Raw genomic sequence first — 17,386 nt, forward strand, 5'->3', positions numbered from 1 at the left:
CAGCCCGGGCGTTCGGGTCAGGAGTTGACCTCGACCACCGATCGTCCCTGTCGACTTCTTCCGTCGACCGATCGGAGCCGACACCTGCAGTTGTTGCTGGACATCGCCCCGACAAGGGCGCCGTGATGTTGCGGCTGCCGAGGTCACTCGTCCAGGCGTGCAAGAACCTCGGAGCAGTGCTGTCGAAGGGTGGGCAAGGTGCGCTCGGCGACTTCCGGAGTGCCCGGTGCATCGGCGATCTCCGCAAGCGCGGTCTCGAATGCCTCGGGGAAGGTCTCGGCCATCGTTGCGACGCGCTGGGTGAGGAGGTCGGTGTCGAGCTTGAGGATCTCGGCGGCCTTCCGCCACTGCTTCCCCCGGATCCTGCTGACGATCCGTTCGCCGCCGATCGAGAGGGCGACGGTGCGCTCGACGGCTTCGGGGTCGTAGGTCAGCCCCGTCGCGAGGTCGTAGAGCGGGGCGATCGAGCGACTGCCGTCGGGAGCGAGGACGAGCGAGATGTTCTTGGCATCGCCGTCCGGGGCGCCGGCGACCAGGTTGACGGCCACGAAGTCGGCCAGGGCGCGGAGGTCGTCCTCGGGATCCGTCATCTGCTTGCGGACCAGGTCGGCCATGTCGCGGAGGCCGGGGCCGCCGACCGACTCGTACCTCCTCTCCGGAAGGCGCCCCAGCGCTTGGCAGAAGTCCTCCTGATGGAGGCGGAACACCTTGTCGACGACGGTCACCCGATCGAAGCGGTCGATGACGATCGCCCACTGGTCCTCGAAGGGCAGGAGCCGGCTGTCCGCGACGCTGACGCCGGTCGCAGCGGCGGCGCGCATGGTGACGTGCTCGACGAGGGCCTGGTGGTGCAAGACCTTGATGCCGGGCTTGATGATGTGGGTGGTCGCAGCCGAGCCGCCGGCCTCGTGCCACTGGTCCTCGAGCCAGGTGAGGGCGAACTTCTCCTGTTGCCCGCCGAGCGACCAGTGCTCCCCCGGCATCGTCCAGGAGGCGGGCTGATCCTGCAGCGTGCGCAGGCGGTCCGCGATGTCGTGCTCGGTCAGCGGCGTCAGGTCGGCCGCACGCTGATGGAGCTCTTCCACACGGCCCTCCGGGGTGAACTGGACCGCTCCCGGGCAGTCCCACCCCATCGTCGCGAGGAGGCCGAAGGCATCATCCGGTGCGGTGCGGTGCCGAGGCGGGCGGCCCACTGCTGGCGGGTCTGGAGGTTCTCGGGAAGTAGCCCGCGGAGGTAGGGGAGGATGCGATCGGAGCGGTAGGTCCGCGGCGCGATGGGGAGGCGCGATGACAGCGGGGCGCGGCCTGACGCGGCGTACTCGGCGGTGTAGGTGAAGTCGGGATCGTCGGAGTCGGTGCGGTCGAGGTGCCCGACCTGCTGACCGTAGAGGGGGACGGTCAGCGCTCACCCATCGTCATCTCGACGCTCGGTGGCGGTCCAGGCTCGAGACCGAGCATCCATGTCGCGAGAGCGCCGGGTCAGGAGGGATTCCAGGGCGGCGGCGTACGCCGGGTCGTTCGGCCCCGCCGGCGTCGGCGGTTCGTCGTCGGCGGACGCCCGGCGGAGGACCAATGTGAGGTCGAGGGCGCGGAGCAGGCGCATGATGCTCTCGAGCTCTGCCGTGCGGTGGCCGGCCTCGAGGCGGGCGAGCCAGGATCGGGAGAGCGAGGCGCGCTCGGCGAGTGCCTGCTGGGTGAGGCCGGCGCGTTTGCGCTCCGAGCGGACCGTCGATCCCAGCTTGGTCCAGTCGGGAATCTCGATGTCGGGCATCCGCGTCTCCTGGTGTCTTCGTACGAGGACATCATCTCTCTGTCCTCGTACGAAGACAACCTGCGAATGTCCTCGTACGAAGACAGGTGGGCAACGTCCTTGTACGAGGACGTAGTGGGTCAGGAGTTGCCGTCGACCGGTACGACGCCCGCGCGGTGCCGATGCGCGAGGTCGGCGTAGTAGGGCGCATTGGTCTCGATCCAGAACTGGGCGCCGGTGCCCTCGATGGGCCGCTTCGCCTCGGCCGGCGCCCCGGCGGCGAGCACGCCCTCGGGGATCGCGGTGCCGGGAGTGATGACGGCGCCGGCGGCGACCAACGAGCCCGCGCCGATGGTGGCGCCGTCGAGAATGGTGCTCGCGTTGCCGAGCAGCGACTTCTCGCCCATCGCGTCGCCGTGGAACACGCAGCCGTGGGCGACCGTGGCGTTCGGCCCGATGTCGACGACGACGTCGGGAGCGCCGTGGACGACCGAGTTGTCCTGGATGTTCGAGCCCTCGCGCACGATGATCGTGCAGATGTCGGCGCGGAGCACGGCGCCGTACCAGACGCTGGCGCCCTTCTCGACGCGCACGTCGCCGATCAGGGTCGCGGTCGGCGCGACGAACGCCTCGGGGTGGACCTGGGGCCGCCGGCCCTCGAACTCGTAGAGGAACACGCGCCCACGGTAGAGCTCACGCTCCGGCGCCGCGCAGCCGGTGCTCCGCCCCACGCCACGGCTTGACCCAGGTCATGTCCTCGGGCACCAGGCGCTCCCCGCAGGCGCTGCAGGTCTCCGCCCGGGTCGTCTCCTGGCCGCAGGGCTCGTGGCGCAGGGTCATGTGCCCGCCGCCCGGCGGCTCGCGGGTGTGCTTCTCGCCCCAGATCGCGAGCTGGTGGAGCAGGGGGAGCAGGTCGGCGGCGGCCTCGGTGGCGACGTACCGCTGCCGGGTGCGCCCGTCGCGCACGTAGTCGACCGTGTCGAGCAGTCCCGCCTCGCGCATCGCGCGGAGCCGGCGACTGAGCACCGCTTCGGAGATGCCGAGGTTGTCGCGCAGCTGCTCGAACCGGCCGCTGCCGTGCAGGACGTCGCGGACGATCAGCAGCAGCCACGGGTCGCCGAGCACGTCGAGCGAGCGGCGGACGGGGCAGTAGTCGGCCGACCAGTCGGAGCGCAAGGCCATGCGTGCTAGCGTACCGGTCTGACTTCGCTCAAGAAAGCCTGCTCGATGACCGCGACCTCCACTCCGACCGCCACGCGCGGCGGTCTCCATCCGGCCTGGGGCGTGGCCGCGGTCGCCTTCCTCGCCCTCATCGGCGCCGCGGGCTTCCGGGCCGCCCCGGGCGCGCTGATGGTGCCGTTGCACGACGAGTTCGGCTGGTCGACGAGCGTGATGTCGCTGGCGGTGAGCATCAACCTCGTCCTGTTCGGGCTCACCGCGCCGTTCGCGGCCGCGCTGATGGACCGGTTCGGCATCCGTCGGGTGGTGGCCGGCGCCCTCTCCCTGGTCGCCCTCGGTGCGGGCGGCAGCGTGCTGATGACCGCGTCCTGGCAGCTGCTCGTGACCTGGGGCGTCCTCATCGGGCTCGGGACCGGCTCGATGGCGCTGGTCTTCGCGGCGACCATCGCCAACCGCTGGTTCGAGCGACGCCGCGGGCTGGTGATGGGCGTGCTGACGGCGGGCTCGGCGACCGGGCAGCTCGTCTTCCTGCCGATCGTCGCGGCACTGGCCGAGGGCGCGGGCTGGCGGCCGGCGTCGCTCGTCATCGCGGCGGCCGCCCTGGTCGTCGTACCGGTGGTGTGGCTGGTGCTGCGCGACCACCCCGCGGAACGCGGCGTCCTGCCGTACGGCGCGGACGTGTCCTGGACGCCGCCGCCTGCCGTCACCGGCAGTGCCACCCGCCGCGCGCTCGAGGGCCTGGCGTACGCCGCCCGGACCCGGTCGTTCTGGGCGCTGGCCGGCGCCTTCGCGATCTGCGGGGCGACCACGAACGGGCTCATCGGCATCCACTTCATCCCCTCGGCGCACGACCACGGGATGTCCGCCACCACCGCCGCCGGCCTGCTGGCCGTGGTCGGCGTCTTCGACATCGTCGGCACCATCGCCTCGGGCTGGCTCACCGACCGCTTCGACCCGCGCGTCCTGCTCGTCGCCTACTACCTCTTCCGCGGTCTCGGCCTGCTCCTGTTGCCGAGCCTGCTCGCGGACGCCGTCCACCCGAGCATGGTGCTGTTCATCGTGATCTACGGCCTCGACTGGGTCGCCACCGTGCCGCCCACCGTCGCGCTGTGCCGGGAGGCCTTCGGCGAGCGCGGCACCATCGTCTTCGGCTGGGTCTTCGCCTCCCACCAGCTCGGCGCCGCCGTCGCGGCGTTCGGTGCCGGCGTCATCCGCGACACCCTCGGGGCCTACACCTGGGCCTGGTGGGGTGGCGCGGCCCTCTGCGCCGTCGCGGCCGTGCTGTCCCTCGTGTCCGCCCGACCCGGCGCCCGAATTGCACCGACCCGTCGCGTTTGAACGCGACGGGTCGGTGTTGATCCGGGTTCAATCTGCACCGGGTCAGGGCCGGACAGAGTTCAATCTGCGACGGGTCGGGTCAGTCCTTGATCTCGCAGACGACCTCGCCGTTGCCGATGGTGGCGCCGACCTCCGCGGAGAGGCCGGTGATGGTGCCGGCCTTGTGGGCCTTGAGCGGCTGCTCCATCTTCATCGCCTCGAGGACGATGACGACGTCGCCCTCCTCGACCGCCTGGCCCTCCTCGACGGCGACCTTGACGATGGTGCCCTGCATCGGGGAGGTGACCGAGTCGCCGGACGCCGCGGCGCCGGCCTTCTTGCCGCCCGCCCGCTTCGGCTTCTTCGCGCCGCCGGCGGCCGCGCCGCCGCCCAGCCCGCCGAGACCGGCGGGGAGCACGACCTCGATCCGCTTGCCGCCGACCTCGACGACGACCTTCTGCTTCTCGCCCTGCTCTTCGGCCTCAGCCGCCGCGCCGCCGTACGGCGTGATCTGGTTGTCGAAGTCGGTCTCGATCCACGTCGTGTAGACGTCGAACGAGCCCTCACCCGACGGGTTCGAGGCGCCGACCCAGGCCGGGTCGTTGACGATGACCTCGTGGAAGGTGATCGCGGTCGGCATCCCGTCGACCTCGAACTCCGACAGCGCCCGACGCGAGCGCTCGATCGCCTGGGTGCGGCTCGACCCGGTCACGATCAGCTTGGCGATCAGCGAGTCGAACGCGCCGGGGACCGTCTCGCCGACCTCGTAGCCGCCGTCGACGCGCACGCCGGGGCCCTGCGGCGGGTTCCACGCGGTGAGCGTGCCGGGGGCGGGCATGAAGTTGTTGCCGCCGTCCTCGGCGTTGATCCGGTACTCGATGGAGTGGCCGCGGATCTCCGGGTCGTCGTAGCCGAGCTCCTCGCCCGCGGCGATGCGGAACATCTCGCGGACCAGGTCGATGCCGGTGACCTCCTCGGACACGCAGTGCTCGACCTGGAGCCGGGTGTTGACCTCGAGGAAGGAGATGGTGCCGTCGGCGGCCACGAGGAACTCGCAGGTGCCGGCGCCGACGTACCCCGCCTCGCGCAGGATCGCCTTCGACGACTCGTAGAGGCGGGCGTTCTGCTCGTCGGTGAGGAACGGCGCGGGCGCCTCCTCGACCAGCTTCTGGTGGCGGCGCTGCAGCGAGCAGTCGCGGGTCGAGACCACGACGACGTTGCCGTGGGAGTCGGCCAGGCACTGGGTCTCGACGTGGCGCGGCTTGTCGAGGAACTTCTCGACCAGGCACTCGCCGCGGCCGAAGGCGCCGATCGCCTCGCGGGTGGCGGACTCGAACAGCTCCGGGATCTCCTCGAGGGTGCGGGCGACCTTGAGGCCGCGACCGCCACCGCCGAAGACCGCCTTGATGGCGACCGGGAGGCCGTGCTCCTTGGCGAACGCGACGATCTCGTCGGCGTCCTTGACCGGGTCCTTGAGGCCCGGGGCCAGCGGGGCGCCGGCGGCAAGGGCGATCTGCTTGGCCTTCGCCTTGTCGCCGAGGCCGTCGATCGCCGTGGGGGAGGGGCCGATCCAGATCAGGCCCGCGTCGAGCACGGCCTGCGCGAACTGGGCGTTCTCGGCGAGGAAGCCGTAGCCCGGGTGGACCGAGTCGGCGCCGGACTGCTTCGCGACGTCGATGATCTTGGCGATGTCGAGGTACGTCTCCGCGGGGGTGGCACCGCCGAGCGAGTACGCCTCGTCGGCCAGGCGCACGAAGAGCGCGTTGGCGTCGGGCTCGGCATAGACGGCGACCGAGCCGATGCCCGCGTCCTTGGCCGCACGGATGACCCGCACCGCGATCTCGCCGCGGTTGGCGATCAGGACCTTCTTCAACGACATGGTGTGGCCTTCCAGTTCAGCGGGGCAGGGCGCTGGCGCGCCAGGCGCCGCGTCCGGGGTTCGGGTGGGAGCTGGCGGTACGACGGAGGCGGCGGGCCGGGTTGGTCCACTCCGAGCGTGGCGTCTCGGGCGCGGGGGCGCCACCGCCGAGCGCGGACAGCACGGCGACGATCGCGGCGACCTCCTCCGGTGTGGTGCCGGGGGTGACGACGCGCAAGAGAGGCGAAGACTCCGCCCGGCTCGCCACGTCGGTGAGCTCCTCGGTCATGCCGTCCTCCCTGTGTTGGTTCGGCTTCGGTTGGTCTGAGCATCGACCCGGCGCGTTTGAACACGACGGGTCGGCGCTTCTCAGGCGTTCAGACGCGACGGCTCGGCGCTCACAGCGGGATGTTCCCGTGCTTCTTGGGCGGCAGCACCTCGCGCTTGTTGCGCAGCAGGCGGAGCGCCTTGACCACCTCGGCGCGGGTCTCCGACGGCTTGATGACGCCGTCGACGTAGCCCCGCTCGGCCGCGATGTAGGGGTTGGCCAGCGTCGTCTCGTACTCGTCGATGAGCTCGGCGCGCTTGGCCTCGACGTCGCCACCGGCGGCCTCGAGCTCGGCGAGGGTACGGCGGTGCACGATGTTGGCCGCGCCCTGGGCGCCCATCACGGCGATCTGGCCGGTGGGCCACGACAGGTTGATGTCGGCGCCGAGGTGCTTGGAGCCCATGACGTCGTACGCGCCGCCGTAGGCCTTGCGGGTGATGATCGTCACGAGCGGGACGGTGGCCTCGGCGTACGCGTAGATCAGCTTCGCGCCGCGGCGGATGATGCCGAGGTGCTCCTGGTCGACGCCGGGCAGGAAGCCGGGGACGTCGACGAAGGTCAGCACCGGGATGTTGAAGGCGTCGCAGAACCGGACGAACCGGGCGGCCTTCTCGGAGGCGTCGATGTCGAGGGTGCCGGCGAACTGCATCGGCTGGTTGGCGACGACGCCGACCGAGCGGCCCTCGACCCGGCCGTAGCCGACGATGATGTTGGGCGCGAAGAGCGGCTGCACCTCGAGGAAGTCGCCGTCGTCGACGATCGTCGTGATGACGTCGTGCATGTCGTAGGGCTGGTTCGGGGAGTCCGGGATCAGCGTGTCGAGGGCGAGGTCCTCGGCGGTCGCCTCGAGGTCGGCCGCCTCGTCGTACGACGGCGCCTCGTCGAGGTTGTTCTGCGGCAGGAAGGCCAGCAGCGCCTTGACGTACTCGAAGGCGTCCTCCTCGTCGGAGGCCATGTAGTGGGCGTTGCCCGACTTGGTGTTGTGGGCCCGGGCACCGCCGAGCTCCTCCATCGAGACGTCCTCGCCGGTGACGGTCTTGATGACGTCGGGGCCGGTGATGAACATCGCCGAGGTCTGGTCGACCATGATCGTGAAGTCGGTGACCGCGGGGGAGTAGACGTGCCCGCCCGCGCAGTTGCCCATGATCATCGAGATCTGCGGGATCACGCCCGAGGCGTGCACGTTGCGCTTGAAGATCTCGCCGTAGAGGCCGAGCGAGACGACGCCCTCCTGGATGCGGGCGCCGGCGCCCTCGTTGATGCCGATGATGGGGCAGCCGGACTTGATCGCGAGGTCCATGACCTTGGTGATCTTCTCGCCGTAGACCTCGCCGAGGGAGCCGCCGAAGACGGTGAAGTCCTGCGAGAAGACGCAGACCTGGCGGCCGTCGACGGTGCCGTAGCCGGTGATCACGCCGTCGCCGTACGGACGGTTCTTCTCGAGGCCGAAGGCGGTCGAGCGGTGGCGCGCGAACTCGTCGAGCTCGACGAAGCTGCCCTCGTCGAAGAGCAGCTCGATGCGCTCGCGGGCGGTCTTGCGCCCCTTGGCGTGCTGCTTCTCCTGCGCCTTGGCGGCGGGAGCGTGCACGGCCTCGTCGGTGCGGCGGTCGAAGTCCGCCAGCTTGCCCGCCGTCGTGTGCAGGTCGATCTCCGTCATGAAACTGAGTATCATCCATTGACACTGGAGTTCACAAGGGGGGTGGGGTGTGACGCAATCGCGCGAGGAGGACCGGCGTGGCAGGAGTGCTGCCGCGGCGATCGTCGACGCCGCCTTCCGGCTGTTCGCGGAGTCCGGGTACGACGAGACCAGCGTCGACGACATCGCCGCCGCCGCGGGCGTGAGCCGCAGCTCCTTCTTCCGGCTCTTCGGGTCGAAGGAGATGGTGATCTTCCCCGACCACGACGCGATCCTCGCCGCGGTGGAGGAGCGGTTGGCCGCCTCGACCGAGAAGAGCGCCATCCTGGCCGTGTCCGACGCCGTACGGGTGGTGCTCTTCCACTACATCGCCGAGGGGCCGCTGGCGCGCCGGCGTTACCAGCTCACCTCCACCGTCGCCGCGCTCCGCGAGCGCGAGCTGATCAGCGGCGCCCGCTACCAGCAGCTGTTCCGGCAGTACATCAGCGCCTGGGGCGACGGCTCGGAGGAGTCCGAGCGCCGCGGCGAGCTGATGGCCGCGGCCGTGGTCGCGGCCCACAACCGGGTGCTGCGCCGCTGGCTGCGCGAGGAGTGCGAGGACCCGCACGTGGAGATCGACGAGGCGATGGCCCAGGTCAACGCGCTCTTCGCCCCACAGCCTGGCCCCGCACCGGCGGCACCCGGCGCGATCGTCGTCGTCCGCACCGACCAGGACCTCGGGACCGTCGCGGAGCAGCTCCGCTCGCTCTGATCGGTCCGCGCCGGGTGCTGCCGGATCCGGTCCGGCTGAACTGAGATTTCACGACGGGATCTCTCGCCAAGAGCGCCTCCGAGAGGACAGGATGTGGCCTGGCGCACATCCGCGCCTTCTCTCTCGGAAGGGTTGATCCATGCCTCAGTTCAACCGGCGGCTCCGTGCCGCCAGCGTCGCGGTCGCGGCCGGCCTCACCCTGGCCGGCCTGTCCGTGACCGGGTCCGGCGCTGTCGCCGCGCCCGGCGGCGCGACGGTCGACGGCCCCCCGTCGACCCCGGTGCCGCTCAGCACCCCCGACGGGGTCGTGTCGGCGTACCTCCTCAACGCGAGGAAGGCCAACCCCGGCCAGACCCGCCTGGTCGAGCGCGCGGTCGTCCGGGCCGGCGGCGTCGTCGTCCAGACCTGGCCGCAGATCGGCGTCGTGGTCGCGCACAGCGACCGGGCGGCCTTCCGCGACGACGTCAAGGCGTACGCCGGCAACGCGCTCGAGTCGGTCGGCGCGACCCGCTCCGTCCCGGTCAGCGAGGGCACGCCCGACGGTGTGCAGGCCCCCTGGGGACCGGGCCGCGGCCAGGACCGCACGGCCGCGCCGCGGACGGAGGGCGACGTCGGGGCCGAGGCCACGCTCGCCGTCGTCCCCGACCCACGCGAGGCGGAGCAGTGGGACATGCAGATGATCAAGGCCGACCAGGCCCACGCGATCACCGACGGCTCCCGTGACGTCCTGGTCGGCGTGCTCGACTCCGGCATCGACCCCGACCACCCGGACCTCGCCGCGAACATCGACGTCGCCGCCTCGGTCAACTGCAGCGACGCCGGCCGTCCGGACACCTCACCGACCGGCTGGTACCCGACGACCAGCGACCACGGCACCCACGTCGCCGGCACCATCGGCGCTGCGCGCAACGGCACCGGCATCGTCGGCGTCGCGCCCGGCGTACGGATGGCCTCGGTCAAGGTCGTCAACGACGCGGGCTTCATCTACCCGGAGTACGCCGTGTGCGGGTTTGTCTGGGCGGGCAGCCACGGCATGGACGTCACCAACAACAGCTACTACGTCGACCCCTTCGAGTTCTACTGCGAGGACCAGCCCGACCAGTACGCCGCCAAGGAGGCCGTGCGCCGCGCGGTCGCCTGGTCCACCGGCCAGGGCGTCGCGCACGTCGCGGCGGCCGGCAACTCGGCCTACGACCTGGCGAACAAGACGATCGACAACGGCAGCCCCGACGACGCCGAGGTGCCGGTCCAGCGCACGATCAACAACGGCTGCCACGACATCCCGACCGAGCTGCCGGGCGTCGTGACCGTGTCGTCGCTCGAGCGGTTCCCCGCGACGGGCCTGGACAACCGGCTCTCCGGCTTCAGCAACCGCGGTCTCGGCGTCATCGACGTCGCGGCCCCGGGCTCGAGGATCCTGTCGACCATCGTGAGGGACAACGGCTACGGCCTCAAGAACGGCACCTCGATGGCGTCGCCGCACGTGGCGGGCGTGCTCGCCCTCATGAAGTCGGTGCACCCCGACCGGTCGCCGGCGCAGCTGGTCGCCCGGCTCCGGGCCCAGGCCGACGACCACCCCTGCGGTACGACGACGGCCGGAGCGCCGTGTGTCGGCACCGATGCCGAGAACAGCTACTACGGCGACGGCGTGGTCGACGCGCTCGACGCCGTGAGCTGACCCGGGAGCCGGGGACCCGGGTCGACCGGTGGCCGCCTTCCGGCGGTCACCGGTCACCAGGCAGACTCGATGCGTGACCACGACCAGCGCGCCGCCGAGCGAGGAGTCCGCCGAGGACCCGTCCGCGTTCGACCGGTCGCTGGTCCCGTTCCTGATGAACTACAAGTTCGGCCTCGACGAGATCCTCACCAAGATCAACATCCTGCGCGAGGAGCTCGCCTTCCGGGGGACCGGGAACCCGATCGAGCACGTGAGCTCACGCCTCAAGACCCCCGAGAGCCTGCGCGCCAAGGCGGTACGGATCGGCTGCCCCCTCGACCTCGACGCGATCGGCGAGCAGATCACCGACATCGCCGGGGTCCGGATCGTGTGCAGCTTCATCGCCGACGCCTACCAGGTGCTCGACATGCTGACGACGCAGCCCGACGTCACCGTGCGCGCGATCAAGGACTACGTCGCCAACCCCAAGCCCAACGGCTACCGCAGCCTGCACGCCATCGTCGAGATCCCGGTGTTCCTCTCCGACACCGCCCGCACCGTGCCGGTCGAGCTGCAGATCCGCACCGTGGCGATGGACTTCTGGGCCAGCGTCGAGCACAAGATCTACTACAAGTACGACAAGGACGTGCCCGGCGACCTGGTCGAGGAGCTGTCCGCGGCCGCCCGGGTCGCCCACGACCTCGACACCCGGATGGCCGAGCTGCACCGGATCGTGCACGGGTGAGTCCCTAGGGAAGCGCTGATCGATGTCGCGGCGCGCAGCAGGCGAGATTGATCAGTGGTTCCCTAGGCTCGACCGGGTGAGCCACGAGTTCGTCGTCATCGCCGGCGCGGGACTGGCCATCAGCATCGCAGCGGCCGCGTTCGCGCGGCGTACCGGTGTCGCGGCACCCCTGCTCCTGGTCGCCCTCGGCATCGCCGCGAGCCTGGTTCCCGGGACGCCGCTCCTGGAGGTCGATCCCGAGTTGATCCTCGCCGGTGTGCTGCCGCCGCTGCTGTACGCGTCGGCCGTCCAGCTGCCGGTGCTCGACCTGCGTCGCAACCTGTCCCTCATCGGCTGGCTGTCGGTCGTGATGGTCATCGTCTCGTCGGTGTGCGTCGGCGTCCTGGTGCATGCGGTGTTCCCGGCGATCCCGCTGGCACTCGCCATCGCGCTGGGTGCGGTGGTGAGCCCGACGGACGCGGTCGCCGCGACCGCGGTGGGCCGCCGGGTCGGGCTGCCGCCGCGGCTGATGACGGTGCTCGAAGGGGAGAGCCTCGTCAACGACGCGTCCGCCCTGGTGGTCCTGCGTACGGCGGTCGCCGTGGTCGGCACCACCAGCGCCTTCAGCATCGGCGGCACGATCGGCAGCTTCGCCTGGGCGGTCGTCGGCGCGGGTCTGGTCGGGTGGCTCGTGGCGTGGGTGACCGTCCTGGTGCGCCAGCGCCTCGACGACCCGGTGCTCAACACCACGATCTCGTTCATCACCCCCTTCCTCGCCTATGTGCCGGCCGAGGAGGTGAACGCCTCCGGGGTGCTGGCCGTGGTCGTGGCCGGCCTGGTCACCGGAGCGAGCGGAGCAAAGAGGTTCAGTGCCCGTGACCGGCAGACCCAGACCACGACCTGGGCGACCATCAACTTCATCCTCGAGAGTGGCGTCTTCCTCGCCCTCGGCTACCAGTTGCCCGCCCTCGTCGACGACGCGCGGGCCGAGACCAGCGTCGGCCAGGTGGTCGGCATGGTGAGCCTGGTGTTGGCGACACTGGTCGCCCTGCGCTTCGCCGGCCTGGCCTGGCCGGCGCTGATGGGCCGGTTCGGTCCCGGCGACCGCAGCACCCGGATGCGGGAGCGGCTGGATCAGATCGAGCAGCAGGTCTCCACCTGGGAGCCGAAGGACGACCGGGAGGAGAACCGGCTGCGCTGGGCCCGTCGGCGCATCGCGCGGGCCAATGCCGACGTGGCGTTCGAGGAGCGCGAGCCGATCACCGCGCGCGGCTACCTCGTCCTCGCCTGGGCGGGGATGCGCGGCGTCGTCACCCTGGCCGCGGCGCAGACCATCCCCAGCGGAACGCCGCACCGCGACACCGTGGTGCTGGTGGCCTGCCTGGTCGCGATGGTGTCGCTCGCCCTGTTCGGGCTTTCCCTCCCGGCCCTGATCCGCCGGATGCGGTTCCCGACCGACGACCCCGCCGACCGACGCGACGACGTGCTCACCCTGATGCGCCAGATCGGCGAGGACGCGACGGACGCCCTCGGCCCGCTCGACGAGCAGCGCATCGACGGTGAGCCCCTCGACCCCGAGGTGGTGGAGCTGCTCAAGGAGCGCTTCCTACCGATGCTGCTGGCCGGGGTACGCCGCGGCGCGGCGAGCCGGCCGGGGCAGCGGGAGCAGGTGTTCATCATCCAGCGCCGCTACGTCGACGCGCTGCGCGACGGGCTGCTGCGGGAGCGTTCGGTCGGTGCATTCAGCACCGAGACCTACAAGCAGGTGGAGGCGATCCTCGACCGCGAGGAGCAGCGGCTCGGTTCCGCGACCGGGTGACATCCGGGGTGACAACCGCCGGACCGCCTGCGCGCCGACCTCGGGCGTGCCCACCATTCGTCCATGCACAGCGGGCTGCCGGTCGTCCGGCGCACCACGGAGTTCGACGCGCTCGTCGAGCACCGGCTCGCCCGCCTGCGCCGGGAGATCGACGACCCCCGCTCGCGGCTCGCCGACGAGCCCGAGATCGAGATCCTGACCCACCTGTGCGGGGTCCTGGCCGGCCTCGGCGAGACCCTGTCGCGGACCGGCGGGCGATGACGGCGGCGCCCGGACCTCGGGTGACCCCGTCGGGGCGTCCGCGGGCGGTGCGCGGGCTCGGCGGTTCAGCCGGCTGAACCGTTACCTCACCGCGGGTGAGATGTCGGGGGAGATCGCGGTCGATGCCGTGTCCCCCGTCGGGCCGGGTCGGTATCCGTGGTGCCGGGCCGCTCCACCTCGCCACTCGGAACGAGGGCTGCGCCCTGCTCTCCCGCACCGACTCGGAAAGGGTCCCCCCACCTTGAAGAAGCTCCTGCCCGGTCTCTCGCTGGCGCTCGTCGCCGGCGCGGCGGCCGTCGTACCCACGGTGGCCCTGGCGCCGCCCGCCTCCGCCGCGCCCGGTGACCCGGGCGTCCCCTCCGACCCCGTCGTGATCTTCCACGAGGACTTCGAGAACGACATGGCCGACGGCGAGGTCGTCCGTCTCGGCGACTACGTCGGCGCGAACGGCGAGACCTACTCCGCCGAGGGCCAGTGGGCCAACCCGGCCAACCAGAACGGCTTCGTGCTCGACGGCACGTCGACTGACGCTGCACAGCAGGCGGTCGGCAACACTGGCGGCTTCTCGCAGCTCCGTGGACTCGCGGACTCCCTGGGCGCCTTCAACGGAAGCACGCCCAGCAACGTGAACCACGCCGTGGCCGCCTACACGGCAGGAGACCCCGGTCCTGGCCTGGTCGAGTTCCGGACGGCCTCGCCGCTCCCGCTCGCTGTGGACAACCGCTTCTTGACCTTCTCGGTCAATGTCGGCGTGACCAACTGTCACGCGGCGCATCCCTTGCTGCGGTTCTACCTGGACGACGGCAACGCCGAGATCCCGGTGACCGACGCCGCGCTCGATCCGTGCCCCAACGGCAGCCGCGAGCTCGTCTCCGACGACTCGATCCTGTTCACGGGCACTGAGCTGGGCGTCGTGTTGCGCAACCAGCAGGGCAGCGGCGGCGGCAACGACCACGCCTTCGACGACATCAAGGTGCTCGACGCGACCCCCCAGCTGGACAAGGCGTTCAGCCGCCCCACGGCCGCTCCGGCCGGTGTGACGACGCTGGTCTTCACGGTCACCAACACCTCCGAGCTCGCCGCGAAGGCGGGCTGGGCATTCACCGACGCCCTGCCGGCCGGCATGGAGGTGGCTCCCACCCCGAACTTCGCCACCACCTGCGCCAACGGCGCGGTCACCGCCGGCGGCCAGGCCGGTGACACGAGCGTCGCGCTGACGGGCGACCTGACCACGGGGCAGGCCTCGTGCACGCTGTCGATCGACGTCGTCACCCCCGGCGCGACCGTCGGCGACACCTTCACCAACGGCCCCTCGAACGTCGACCCGACGGTCGGCATCGACCCTCCGGGCACGTCGACCCTCACGATCGTGCCGCCGCAGCCGCTCGTCGGCGACTGCGCCACCCCGATCACCTTCGACAGCGACAACGAGGGCTGGCGCGTCGCGACCATCAGCGGCGCGAACACCGTCGTGATCCCGCCCTCCGGCTCGGGCTGGGACGCCACCGGCGGCAACCCGGACGGTGCGCTGCGGACGAACGACCTCGACAGCAACTGGACCGAGTTCTGGTCGCCGGCACTGCTGGCCAACAGCTTCACCGACGACTACAGCGCGTTGCTCGGCACGACGCTGCGCTTCGACTACCGCAACGACACGGGCATCGGCTACAACCTCTACCTCGCACTGCGGGGCACCAACGGTGGCACCGTCTACTACAACTTCCGTCCCCAGGTGCTCAACTCGCAGGCGCCGAACCGGATCCGAGTTCCCCTGGACCCCACCCTGTGGCACACCGGCTTCTCGGCGGCGGCCGGCGTGGACCTCGGCTCGCCGGCACCCACGGCGACCGAGTTCTCCGACATCCTGGCGAGCCTGGACCGGTTCATCGTCTCCGCCGAGGGCCGTAGCGGCCCCGACATCACCTTCCTCGACAACTTCGGCAGCTCGTGCGACGACCTGGGCGACGCGCCCGCGTCGTACGGCACCGAGGGCGGCGAGGCCGCGGCCCACGGCATCGTCGGGTACGACGCCGGCGCCGGCACCGCCGACCTGATGCTGGGCGCGACGGTGGACAGTGAGAGCGACGGCGTCCCCGGCGCCACCGCCGACGGCGACGACCTGGCCGGCCGCGACGACGAGGACGCCCTGAGCGGCGCCGTGCTCGTCACCGCCGGGGAGACGCCGACGGTCCAGGTCGAGGTCACCAACGACACCGCGGAGGCCGCGACCCTGGCGGGCTGGATCGACCTGAACGAGAACGGCGCGTTCGACGCCGGTGAGCGGTCCGACGTGATCACCGTCCCCGCCAACGACGGCACCGACACCCACACGCTCACCTTCCCGGTCGCGTCCGCGCTGGCGGACGACAGCTACCTGCGGATCCGGCTCTTCGACGGCACGGTGGCCGACCCGGCGCCCACGGGCGCCGCCGACGGCGGCGAGGTGGAGGACCACCTGGTCCAGGCCCGCCTGGCGGCGTTGGAGCTGGTCAAGACCGCGGCGCTGACCACCGACAACGGCACCGCCGGCCAGGCGGACGCCGGTGACGTGATCACCTACACGTTCACCGTGACGAACACGGGCAACGTGCCGGTCACCGGAGTGTCGATCGCCGACCCGCTGCCGGGGCTGAGCGCCATCAGCCCGGCGACGGTCCCCACGCTGGCGCCCACGGACGAGGTCGAGTTCACCGCGACGTACACCGTCACCCAGGCCGACGTGGACGAGGGCGGCCAGATCGTCAACGCCGCCACGGCGAACGGCACCGACCCGGACGGCGACCCGGTCGCCTCCCCGGCCGGCCCGCCGACCACGACGACCACGCCGATCGCGCCCGCCGACCCGGACGTGCAGGTGGTGAAGTCCGCTGCCATCACCACCGACGAGGTGCCGCTGGGCAAGGCCGACGACGGTGACGTGATCACCTACACCTTCACCGCGACCAACCACGGCACGGCCACGGCCTTCGACGTGTCGGTCGAGGACCCGCTGCCGGGCCTGGGCACCATCACCCCGGCCTCCGTGCCCTCGCTGGCCCCGGGCGCCTCGCAGAAGTTCACCGCGACGTACACGGTCACCGCCGCCGACGTGAAGGCGCAGAAGATCGAGAACACCGCCGCGGTGACCTCGACCGGGCCGACCCGCGGTGGCGTGACGCCGCCGGCGGTGACGTCGTCGTCGAACACGGTGAACACCGCGACCGGTCCGCTCGGCGCCCCGTCGATCCAGACGAGCGCGGAGAAGAAGGTCGCGCTGAAGGTGGGCAAGAACGGCCAGCCCAAGCCGGTCGCGCTGCACGACTCCGTCACCGTCACCGGCCTGGTGCCGGGCGGCGGCACGCAGGGCACCGCCCAGCTGTACGGTCCGGTCGCCACGCCGTCCGACGCGATGTGCACGCCGGAGAACCTGGTGGGCACGGTCGCCTTCACCCCGACCGACGGGACCGTCGACACCCCGTCGGTGAAGGTGTCGGAGCCGGGCTACTACACCTGGGTCGTCTCCACGGGCGCGGACCGTCGCAACCTCGCGGCCACCCACGCCTGCGGCCTGCCGTCGGAGACCACGCTGGTGCACCGCGCCGACTACGGCAAGGTGCGGATCGAGACCGGGTACGCCGGCACCGACGCCTCGGTCCAGGGCCGCAAGGTCCGCCCGGCCCAGGTCGCGATCAAGGCTCTCGGCATGAAGGCCAAGCTCGACACGGTGGGCCTGCGCAAGGGCTCGATGGTCATCCCGGGCAACGTCGCCAGGGGCGGCTGGCTGGGGCAGTCGGCCCTGCCGGGCGATCTGGTGGGCTCGACCGTGATCGCCGGCCACGTCTCGGACCGCAAGGACCGACCGGGCGCCTTCGGCAAGCTCCGCAAGGCGAAGAAGGGCCAGGTCGTGTCCGTGCGCGCCAGCGACGGCACCGTGCAGAGGTACCGGATCGACCGCGTCTTCACCCAGCCGCGGAAGAAGGGCTTCTCCGGCGCCGAGGTCTCCACGACCGGTGCGCACCAGCTGACCCTGGTCACCTGCACCGGCAAGGTGAGCTACGCCAACGGTCGCTTCCACTACACGAAGAACCTCGTGGTGGTCGCGACACCGATCGGCTGACCCTGAGGTA

The 17,386-nt window shown here is 71.3% G+C and carries 15 protein-coding genes; 7 read left to right on the forward strand and 8 right to left on the reverse strand.

The genetic code is table 11. The features are described 5' to 3' along the window. Positions 1-143 precede the first annotated feature (143 nt). From ACPZVR_RS00100 to ACPZVR_RS00120, 5 genes are all read right to left on the reverse strand, one after another. Positions 144-1,085: a HipA domain-containing protein gene (locus ACPZVR_RS00100; protein ID WP_436697526.1), complete on the reverse strand. Its 942-nt coding sequence runs from the start codon at positions 1,083-1,085 to the stop codon at positions 144-146. Further along, a complete protein-coding gene (locus ACPZVR_RS00105) occupies positions 1,052-1,402 on the reverse strand; it encodes a HipA N-terminal domain-containing protein (protein WP_436698206.1) in 351 nt (116 codons plus the stop codon). Before ACPZVR_RS00105 ends, ACPZVR_RS00100 begins: the two co-directional genes overlap by 34 nt. A gap of 3 nt (positions 1,403-1,405) precedes the next feature. Further along, a complete protein-coding gene (locus tag ACPZVR_RS00110; RefSeq protein ID WP_436697527.1) occupies positions 1,406-1,771 on the reverse strand; it encodes a helix-turn-helix domain-containing protein in 366 nt (121 codons plus the stop codon). A gap of 119 nt (positions 1,772-1,890) precedes the next feature. Next, a complete protein-coding gene (locus ACPZVR_RS00115) occupies positions 1,891-2,427 on the reverse strand; it encodes a gamma carbonic anhydrase family protein (protein WP_436697528.1) in 537 nt (178 codons plus the stop codon). A gap of 16 nt (positions 2,428-2,443) precedes the next feature. Next, positions 2,444-2,932, reverse strand: coding sequence for a winged helix-turn-helix transcriptional regulator (locus ACPZVR_RS00120; protein ID WP_436697529.1), 489 nt, complete (start codon positions 2,930-2,932; stop codon positions 2,444-2,446). 45 nt (positions 2,933-2,977) lie between these two features. Between ACPZVR_RS00120 and ACPZVR_RS00125 the strand changes: the two genes are divergently transcribed. Then, positions 2,978-4,267 carry an MFS transporter gene (locus tag ACPZVR_RS00125; RefSeq protein ID WP_436697530.1) on the forward strand — a complete coding sequence of 430 codons (1,290 nt, stop codon included), beginning with the start codon at positions 2,978-2,980 and terminating at the stop codon, positions 4,265-4,267. Positions 4,268-4,346: 79 nt separating this feature from the next. On the opposite strand, the gene ACPZVR_RS00130 is transcribed toward ACPZVR_RS00125, so the two are convergent. The 3 genes from ACPZVR_RS00130 to ACPZVR_RS00140 form a co-directional block, all read right to left on the reverse strand. After that, positions 4,347-6,125, reverse strand: a complete 1,779-nt coding sequence (locus tag ACPZVR_RS00130; protein ID WP_436697531.1) for an acetyl/propionyl/methylcrotonyl-CoA carboxylase subunit alpha — start codon at positions 6,123-6,125, stop codon at positions 4,347-4,349. Between the two features lie 16 nt (positions 6,126-6,141). Then, a complete protein-coding gene (locus ACPZVR_RS00135; protein WP_436697532.1) occupies positions 6,142-6,393 on the reverse strand; it encodes an acyl-CoA carboxylase subunit epsilon in 252 nt (83 codons plus the stop codon). Between the two features lie 109 nt (positions 6,394-6,502). Beyond that, positions 6,503-8,089 carry an acyl-CoA carboxylase subunit beta gene (locus ACPZVR_RS00140; RefSeq protein ID WP_436697533.1) on the reverse strand — a complete coding sequence of 529 codons (1,587 nt, stop codon included), beginning with the start codon at positions 8,087-8,089 and terminating at the stop codon, positions 6,503-6,505. Between the two features lie 49 nt (positions 8,090-8,138). Between ACPZVR_RS00140 and ACPZVR_RS00145 the strand changes: the two genes are divergently transcribed. From ACPZVR_RS00145 to ACPZVR_RS00170, 6 genes are all read left to right on the forward strand, one after another. Further along, positions 8,139-8,819 (forward strand): TetR/AcrR family transcriptional regulator, encoded by a 681-nt coding sequence (locus tag ACPZVR_RS00145; protein WP_436697534.1) that lies wholly within the window; start codon positions 8,139-8,141, stop codon positions 8,817-8,819. Positions 8,820-8,958: 139 nt separating this feature from the next. Next, a complete protein-coding gene (locus tag ACPZVR_RS00150; protein ID WP_436697535.1) occupies positions 8,959-10,497 on the forward strand; it encodes a S8 family peptidase in 1,539 nt (512 codons plus the stop codon). A 73-nt stretch (positions 10,498-10,570) separates the two neighbouring features. Next, the gene (locus ACPZVR_RS00155; protein WP_436697536.1) at positions 10,571-11,221 is read left to right on the forward strand and encodes a GTP pyrophosphokinase; all 651 of its coding nucleotides are present in this window, start codon (positions 10,571-10,573) and stop codon (positions 11,219-11,221) included. Between the two features lie 76 nt (positions 11,222-11,297). Beyond that, positions 11,298-13,019: a cation:proton antiporter gene (locus tag ACPZVR_RS00160; protein ID WP_436697537.1), complete on the forward strand. Its 1,722-nt coding sequence runs from the start codon at positions 11,298-11,300 to the stop codon at positions 13,017-13,019. A 63-nt stretch (positions 13,020-13,082) separates the two neighbouring features. Next, complete coding sequence (locus tag ACPZVR_RS00165; RefSeq protein ID WP_436697538.1) at positions 13,083-13,280, forward strand: hypothetical protein; 198 nt, start codon at positions 13,083-13,085, stop codon at positions 13,278-13,280. Positions 13,281-13,521: 241 nt separating this feature from the next. Further along, on the forward strand, positions 13,522-17,376 hold the full coding sequence (locus ACPZVR_RS00170) for a DUF7507 domain-containing protein (RefSeq protein ID WP_436697539.1): 3,855 nt from the start codon (positions 13,522-13,524) through the stop codon (positions 17,374-17,376). Positions 17,377-17,386: the final 10 nt, after the last annotated feature.

The organism is Nocardioides segetis (assembly GCF_051390595.1).
In the GTDB taxonomy this organism is placed as follows: Bacteria; Actinomycetota; Actinomycetes; order Propionibacteriales; family Nocardioidaceae; genus Nocardioides.